This window comes from Kitasatospora sp. NPDC057904 (genome assembly GCF_042887925.1).
Taxonomy (GTDB): domain Bacteria; phylum Actinomycetota; class Actinomycetes; order Streptomycetales; family Streptomycetaceae; genus Kitasatospora.
In genome coordinates this window covers 138,938-147,894 of the sequence record NZ_JBHVOL010000013.1, presented here as the reverse complement: position 1 = coordinate 147,894, position 8,957 = coordinate 138,938, and the positions used below count along the sequence as shown (strand labels likewise).

The following is an 8,957-nucleotide window of genomic DNA, read 5'->3' as shown; positions in this document are numbered from 1 at the left end:
GACCCCGTAAGACGCCGGCCCGTACCACCCTTCCGAACTGCGAGGTTTCCCACCCATGGCCAGCACCTCCGAGGACAAGCTCCGCGACTACCTCAAGAAGGTCACCGCGGACCTGCGGCGCACGAAGCAGCGCCTGGAGTCCGTCGAGGCGAGGGACGCCGAGCCGATCGCGATCATCGGGATGGCCTGCCGCTACCCCGGCGGCGTCCGCACCCCGGAGGACCTCTGGCGGCTCGTCGCCGACGGCGCCGACGCCATCGGCGACCTGCCGGAGGACCGCGGGTGGGACACCGGGGGCCTCTACGACCCCACCCCCGGCACCCCCGGCAAGAGCTACGTCCGCCACGGCGGCTTCCTCGACGGCGTCGCCGACTTCGACGCCGAGCTGTTCGGCATCGCCCCCCGCGAGGCCCTCGCCATGGACCCGCAGCAGCGGCTCCTCCTCGAATCCGCCTGGGAGGCCGTCGAGCGCGCCCGCATCGCCCCCGCCGCCCTGCGCGGCAGCGACACCGGCGTGTTCATCGGCGGCGCCGACACCGACTACGGCTCCCTCGCCCGCCGGACCGAGGAGACCGAGGGCCACCTCCTCACCGGCGGAGCCGTCAGCGTCCTCTCCGGCCGCATCGCCTACACCCTCGGCCTGGAGGGCCCGGCCGTCACCGTCGACACCGCGTGCTCCTCGGCCCTCGTCGCCCTCCACCTCGCGGTCCGCGCGCTGCGCGCCGGCGAGTGCTCGATGGCCGTCGCCGGCGGCGTCGCCGTCATGCCGACCACCCGTCTGTTCACCGAGTTCTCCCGCCAGCGCGGACTCGCCCCCGACGGGCGCTGCAAGCCCTTCGCGGAGGGCGCGGACGGCACCTCCTGGGCCGAGGGCGTCGGCGTCCTGCTCGTCGAGCGGCTCTCGGACGCCCGGCGCCTGGGCCACGAGGTCCTCGCCGTCGTCCGGGGCACCGCCGTCAACCAGGACGGCGCCAGCAGCCGCCTGACCGCCCCCAACGGCCCTTCGCAGCAGCGCGTCATCCGGGCCGCGCTCGCCAACGCCCGCCTCACCCCCGACCAGGTCGACGCCGTCGAGGCCCACGGCACCGGCACGACGCTCGGCGACCCGATCGAGGCCCAGGCCCTGCTCGCCACGTACGGCCAGGACCGGCCCGCCGACCGGCCGCTCTACCTCGGCGGCGTCAAGTCGAACATCGGCCACGCCCAGGCGGCGGCCGGCGTCGCGGGCGTGATCAAGACGGTCATGGCGCTGCGCGCCGGCGTGCTGCCGGCCACGCTGCACGTCGACGAGCCGTCCTCGCACGTGGACTGGACGGCGGGCGCCGTCGAGCTGCTGACGGAGGCCCGCGACTGGCCGCGGACCGGGCGTCCGCGCCGGGCGGGCGTCTCGGCGTTCGGCATCAGCGGGACGAACGCGCACGTGGTCCTGGAGCAGGCGGACGAGGTCGCGGCGGACGAGCCCGCGGAGGCCGCCCCGGTTTCGGCCGTCCTGCCGTGGGTGCTGAGCGGCCGGACGCCGGAGGCGCTGCGCGCCCAGGCCGCCCGCCTGCGCGACATCGCGGCGGGCCGGCCCGCCGCCGACATCGCGGTGGCACTGATCACGAGCCGCTCGATGCTCAACCACCGGGCCGTGGTGGTGGGTTCGGACCGGGACGCGCTGCTGCGCGGGCTCGACGCGCTGGCGGCGGGCTCGGGCAGGGGAGTCGAGGGCGCGGTCGTCGAGGGCGCGGTCCGGGGCGGTGGGACGGCGTTCCTGTTCTCGGGGCAGGGGTCGCAGCGGCTGGGGATGGGGCGGGAGTTGTATGCCCGGTTCCCGGTGTTCGCGTCGGCCTTCGACGAGGTGTGCGCGGAGCTGGATCCGGCTTTGCGCGAGGTGGTGTGGGGTTCCGATGCGGAGCTGCTGAACCGGACGGAGTATGCCCAGGCGGGGCTGTTCGCGGTCGAGGTGGCGCTGTACCGTCTCGTCGAATCGCTGGGCGTCCGGGCAGAGTTCGTGGCGGGTCACTCGATCGGTGAGGTGGCTGCGGCGCATGTGGCCGGGGTGTTCTCGCTGGCCGACGCGTGTGCGCTGGTGAGTGCCCGTGGCCGTCTGATGCAGGCGCTGCCCTCGGGTGGCGTGATGCTGGCGGTGCAGGCGACGGAGGACGAAGTCCTGCCGCTGCTCACGGACTTCGTGTCGATCGCCGCCGTCAACGGCCCGACCTCCGTCGTCGTCTCCGGCGCGGAGGAGGCCGTTGACGCGGTCCGCGCGCACTTCGCCGATCGCAAGACGACGTGGCTGCGCGTCTCGCACGCGTTCCACTCGCCGCTGATGGACCCGATGCTGGCGGACTTCCGCGCTGTTCTCGACGGGCTGACGTACAACGCGCCGTCGATCCCGGTGGTCTCCAACCTGACCGGCGAACTAGCGGATGGCCTGACCTCGCCCGAGTACTGGGTGCGCCACGTCCGTGAGGCAGTCCGCTTCGCCGACGGCATCCGGACGTTGGAGGCCGCGGGCGTCACGCGCTTCCTGGAGCTCGGCCCCGACGGTGTCCTCACCGCACTCGCGGCCTCCTCGCTCGCCGACGACGCCATGCTGGCTTCCGCCCTCCGCAAGGACCAGGCCGAGGACGCGACCGTGCTCGCTGCGCTCGCACGCCTGCACGTCACCGGTGCGCACGTCGACTGGGCCGCGCTCTTCGCCGGCACCGGCGTCCGCCCGGTCGACCTGCCGACCTACGCCTTCCAGCACCGTCGCTACTGGCCCGACGCCGCTGCCGAAGCGGCCGGTGACCTCGGCGCCGCAGGCCTCGACAGCGCCGACCACCCGCTGCTCTCCGCCTCGCTCGAACTCTCCGACGACGATGGCCTGTTGTTCACCTCCCGGCTCTCTCGCCGGTCCCACCCCTGGCTCGCCGACCACGTCGTGCGCGGCAACGTCCTGCTGCCCGGCACCGCGTTCCTCGAACTGGCCGTCCGCGCCGGGGACGAGGCGGGCTGCGACCGCGTCGAGGAACTGACCCTGGCCGCACCGCTCGTCCTGCCCGAGCACGAGGGCGTCCAACTGCAACTGCGCGTCGGCGCGGCCGACGAGACCGGCCGCCGCACCTTCACCATCGCCTCCCGGCCCGAGGGCGCCGACGGTCGCGCCTGGGACCAGCACGCGACCGGCGTCCTGGCCGCGGGGGAGACGCGCACCCCGTTCGACGCGACCGTCTGGCCGCCGGCCGGCGCCGAGGCGGTCGACCTGACCGGGCTGTACGAGGGCATGGCCGACGGCGGCTACGCGTACGGCCCGGTGTTCCGGGGCCTGCGGGCGGCCTGGCGGCGCGGGGACGAGGTGTTCGCCGACGTCGCCCTCCCGGAGGGCACCGAAGGCACCGGCTACGGCTTGCACCCGGCGCTGCTCGACGCCGCCCTGCACGTGACGGCCGTCAACGGGCTGCCGCACGGTGTCGTCCCGTTCTCGTGGGAGGACGTGTCGCTGCACGCCTCCGGCGCGTCCTCGGTGCGCGTGCGCGTCACCCGGACCGGCGAGGGGTCCGTCGCGGTGGCGGTCGCCGACGCCGAGGGCCTGCCGGTGGCGTCGGTGGGGTCGCTGGCCCTGCGCGCGGTGGCGGGCGGGGAGCCGGCAGCGGCCCGGGACGGGCTGTTCCGGGTGGACTGGGTGCCGGTGAAGACCGCTGCCGCACCGGAGTTCGCGGAGGTCGAGTCCCTGGCGGAGGTGCCGGAGGACGTGCCGCCGGTAGTGGTGATCCGACCGGCGGACGGCGACGTGCACGCGCGTGCGGCGCACGTGCTGGAGCTGGTGCAGGGCTGGCTGGCGGAGGAGCGTTTCGCGGCCTCCCGTCTGGTGTTCGTGACGCGTGGTGCGGTGGCGGGCGAGGACCTGCCGGGCGCGGCGGCGTGGGGTCTCGTGCGGTCGGCGATGTCGGAGGAGCCGGGCCGGTTCGGCCTGGTGGATCTGGCGGGCTCGGAGGAACTGCCGCCCACTGCCCTGGGATTGGACGAGCCGCAGCTGCTCGTCCGCGACGGGGAGGTCCTCGCGGCGCGGCTCGTGCGCGCCGAAGCGGCGGGCGAGCCGGTCGTGTGGGCCGGCGAGGGCACCGTCCTGATCACCGGCGGCACGGGTGGCCTGGGCCGGGTCATCGCCCGGCACCTGGCCGTCGAGCACGGCGTGCGGCAGCTGCTGCTGGTCAGCCGCCGGGGCGTCGACGCCGAGGGCACGGACGAACTGCTCGCCGAGCTCGCGGAGGCCGGTGCGGAGGCCGTCGTCGAGGCGTGTGACGTCGCCGATCCGGCGGCGGTGGCGGGCCTGTTCGCCCGGTACGAGATCCGCGCGGTCGTCCACACGGCCGGGGTGATCGACGACGGCGTGATCGGCTCCCTGACCGCCGAGCGCGTCAGCACCGTCCTGCGCCCGAAGGCGGACGCGGCCCGGAACCTGCACGAGGCCACGAAGGACCGCGCGCTGGCGGCCTTCGTCCTGTTCTCCTCCGTCTCCGGCGTCTTCGGCGGCCCCGGCCAGGCCGCCTACGCGGCGGGCAACGCCTACCTCGACGCGCTCGCGGTGCACCGCCGCTCGCTCGGCCTGCCCGCCGTCTCGCAGGCCTGGGGCCCGTGGACCCGCGACGGCGGCATGATCGGCACGCTCGCCGACGTCGACCTGCACCGGATCGCCCGCTCGGGCATGCCGGAGCTCACCCCGGCCGAGGGCGCCGCCCTGTTCGACGCCTCGCTCGCGGCGGGCGAGCCCGCGATCCTGCCCGTCCGCCTGGACCTCGCGGCACTGCGGGCCCAGGACTCGGTGCCCGCCCTGCTGCGCGGACTGGTGCGCGGCCGGGTCCGGCGCGCGGTGGTCGCGGGCTCGGCCGCCTCGGCCGGCCTCGCGCAGCGCCTGTCGGGCCTGGGCGAGGCCGAGCGCCGGGCGGCCGTCCTGGAGCTGGTGCGCGATCGGATCGCCGTGGTCCTGGGCCACGAGGGCGGCTCGGTCGTCGACCCGTCCCGGGCGTTCCAGGACCTCGGCTTCGACTCGCTGACGGCGGTCGAACTGCGCAACCAGCTCAAGTCGGTGACCGGTCTCCAGCTGCCGGCCACGGTGGTGTTCGACTACCCGACGGCGAGCGCGCTGGCCGGCTTCGTCCTGGACGGCCTGTTCGGCGCCGAGGAGGCCGAGGAGCTCCCGTCGGCGCTCCCGGTGTCGTCGGACGACCCGGTCGTCATCGTCGGCATGGCGTGCCGCTACCCCGGTGGCGTCGAGTCGCCCGAGGACCTGTGGCGGCTGGTGGCCGACGGCGTCGACGCGGTCTCCGACTTCCCGGCGAACCGAGGCTGGGACCTCGACTCGCTCTACAGCGAGGACCGGTCCGTCCCGGGCACGTCGTACACCCGGCGCGGCGCGTTCCTGCACGACGCGGGGGAGTTCGACCCCGAGTTCTTCGGGATGAGCCCGCGCGAGGCGCTGGCGACCGACGCGCAGCAGCGCCTGCTGCTGGAGACCTCGTGGGAGGCGTTCGAGCGGGCCGGTATCGACCCGGTGTCGCTGCGCGGCAGCCGGACGGGCGTCTTCGCGGGCATCATGTACACCGACTACCGCTCGCTCCTCGACGGCGAGGAGTTCGAGGGCTTCCGGGGCAACGGCAGCGCCCCCAGCGTCGCCTCCGGCCGGGTGTCCTACACCTTCGGCTTCGAGGGCCCGGCGGTGACGGTGGACACGGCGTGCTCGTCGTCGCTGGTGGCGATGCACCTGGCGGCGCAGGCGCTGCGCGGTGGCGAGTGCTCGCTGGCGCTCGCGGGCGGCGTGACGGTGATGTCGACGCCGAACACCTTCGTGGAGTTCTCGCGGCAGGGCGGCCTGTCGGCGGACGGCCGGTGCCGCTCGTTCGCTGACGCGGCGGACGGCGTGGGCTGGGGCGAGGGCGTCGGCATGGTGGTGCTGGAGCGGCTGTCGGACGCCCGCCGCAACGGGCACCGCGTGCTCGCGGTGCTGCGGGGGAGCGCTGTCAACCAGGACGGTGCGTCGAACGGTCTGACGGCGCCGAACGGTCCGTCGCAGCAGCGGGTGATCCGGCAGGCGCTGGCGAGCGCCGGTCTGTCGACCGCCGACGTCGACGCCGTCGAGGCGCACGGCACGGGTACGACACTCGGTGACCCGATCGAGGCCCAGGCGCTCCTGGCCACCTACGGGCAGGACCGCGAACTGCCGCTGCTGCTCGGTTCGATCAAGTCGAACATCGGGCACGCGCAGGCGGCCGCCGGTGTGGCCGGCGTGATCAAGATGGTGCTGGCGATGCAGAACGGTGTGCTGCCGCGCACGCTGCACGCGGACGCGCCTTCCTCGCACGTGGACTGGACGGCCGGCGCGGTGGAGCTGCTGGCCGAGGCCCAGGAGTGGCCGGAGGCCGGCCGGCTGCGCCGGGCGGGCGTGTCGTCCTTTGGGATCAGCGGCACCAACGCTCACGTGATCCTGGAGCAGGCCGAGCCCGAGGCTGCGGGGGACGCCCCGGTGACGGCGGGGGCGATGCCCTGGGTGGTATCCGCCAAGTCCGAAGCAGCGCTGGACTCGCAGCTCGCGCGACTCGGAGAGCTCGGTGAACTCCCGGCTGCGGAGGTGGCGTTCACGCTGGCGGGGCGCACGGCCTTCCCGCACCGGGCGGTGCTCGTCGACGGCGTCGAGGTGGCCCGGGGGCTCGCGGGCGAGGGCGGGACGGCGTTCCTGTTCTCCGGGCAGGGGTCGCAGCGGCTGGGGATGGGGCGGGAGTTGTATGCCCGGTTCCCGGTGTTCGCGTCGGCTTTCGACGAGGTGTGCGCGGAGCTGGATCCGGCCCTGTGTGAGGTGGTGTGGGGGTCGGATGCGGAGCTGTTGAACCGGACGGAGTTCGCGCAGGCTGCGCTGTTCGCGGTCGAGGTAGCGCTGTACCGTCTGGTGGAATCCCTTGGTGTGCGGCCGGAGTTCGTGGCCGGTCATTCGATCGGTGAGGTCGCTGCGGCGCACGTGGCCGGGGTGTTCTCGCTGGCCGACGCGTGTGCGCTGGTGAGTGCCCGTGGCCGTCTGATGCAGGCGCTCCCCGCAGGTGGCGCGATGCTGGCCGTGCAGGCGATGGAGGGCGAAGTCCTGCCGCTGCTGGGCGAGTTCGTGTCCATCGCCGCCGTCAACGGCCCGCGCTCGATCGTCGTCTCTGGTTCCGAGTCGGCCGTGTCGGAGATCGAGGCGCACTTCGCGGACCGCAAGACGACGCGGCTGCGCGTCTCGCACGCGTTCCACTCGCCGCTGATGGACCCGATGCTGGCGGATTTCCGTTCCGTTCTCGACGGGCTGACGTACAACGCGCCGTCGATCCCGGTGGTCTCCAACCTGACCGGCGAACTGGCGGATGGCCTGACCTCGCCCGAGTACTGGGTGCGTCACGTCCGCGAGGCCGTCCGTTTCGCCGACGGCGTCCGTACGCTGGAGGCCGCGGGCGTCACGCGCTTCCTGGAGCTCGGCCCCGACGGTGTCCTCACCGCGCTCGCGGCCTCCTCGCTCTCCGACGACGCCGTGCTGGCCTCCGCCCTCCGCAAGGACCAGGCCGAGGACACGACCGTCCTGGCCGCCCTCGCACGCCTGCACGTCACCGGTGCGCACGTCGACTGGGCCGCCCTCTTCGCCGGCACCGGCGCCCGCGCCGTGAACGTGCCCACGTACGCGTTCCAGCACCGGCACTACTGGCCGGCGGTCACCCTCGCGCGCGGCGGCGACGTCCGGCTCGCAGGCCTCGGTGCCGCCGAGCACCCGCTGCTGGGTGCGGCCGTCGAGCTCGTCAACACGGACGGCTACCTGTTCACCGGCCGGCTGTCGGCCCGGTCGCACGGGTGGCTCGCGGACCACGTCGTCATGGGTTCCGTCCTGGTGCCGGGCACGGCGCTGGTCGAGCTGGCGGTGCGCGCGGGCGACGAGGTCGGCTGCGACCTGGTCGAGGAGCTGACGCTGGCCGCCCCGCTGGTCCTGCCCGAGCGGGGCGGCGTGCGGGTGCAGGTGTGGGTCGGCGAGCCGGACGCGTCCGGGCGGCGTGCGCTCACGGTGCACGCCCGGCCGGACGAAGCGGACGGGACGGATTGGACCCTCCACGCCACCGGTGTGCTGGGGACGGGCGCTACGCCCGTGCCCTTCGAGGCGGCCGCGTGGCCGCCGGCCGGTGCCGAGGCGGTCGACCTGACCGGGTTGTACGAGGGCCTGGCGGAGGCCGGGTTCGGGTACGGCCCGGCGTTCCGGGGGCTCGGTGCGGCCTGGCGGCGCGGGGACGAGCTCTTCGCGGAGGTCGCTCTGCCCGAGGGCACGGAGGGCGCGGGCTTCGGCCTGCACCCGGCGCTGTTCGACGCCTGCCTGCACGCGTTCGCGCTGACCGGCTCCGACGAGCGCGGCGTGCCGTTCGCGTGGGAGGACGTGGCGCTGCACGCCTCCGGCGCGTCGGCGGTCCGGGTGCGGCTGACGCCGGCGGCGGGTGGCGGGATGGCGCTCGCGATCGCGGACACCGAGGGACGCCCGGTGGCGACCGTCGGGTCACTGGTCGTGCGCCCGGTGGCGGCGGGCGAGGCTAGCCGGGTTGGCCGGGACTCGCTGTTCCGGGTGGACTGGGTGCCGGTGAAGGCGGTCGCTGCTCCGGTGTTCGTGGCGGTCGGGTCGTTGGCGGAGGTGCCGGAGGATGTGCCGCCGGTGGTCGTTTTCGAGGCGGCTGCTGGTGAGGTGCACGCGCGGACGGCGCGGGTGCTGGAGCTGGTGCAGGGCTGGCTGGCGGAGGAGCGTTTCGCGGGTTCGCGTCTGGTGTTCGTGACGCGTGGCGTGGTGGCGGGTGAGGACCTGCCGGGCGCAGCGGTGTGGGGTTTGGTGCGGTCGGCGGTGTCGGAGGAGCCGGGCCGGTTCGGTCTGGTGGATCTGGCGGGGGACGAGGTGCTTCTGCCGGAGGCTCTGGGCGTGGACGAGCCGCAGCTTCTGGTCC

At 74.7% G+C, this 8,957-nt stretch carries 1 protein-coding gene (cut by a window edge); it reads left to right on the top strand.

Translation table 11 applies throughout. The features are described from left to right. Positions 1–55 precede the first annotated feature (55 nt). Positions 56–8,957: the start of an SDR family NAD(P)-dependent oxidoreductase gene (locus ACFVSN_RS29555; protein WP_387594057.1), read on the top strand. Its footprint extends 21,575 nt past the window's final position; 8,902 of the gene's 30,477 nt are visible here — the first part of the coding sequence; its start codon is at positions 56–58; the stop codon falls past the right edge of the window.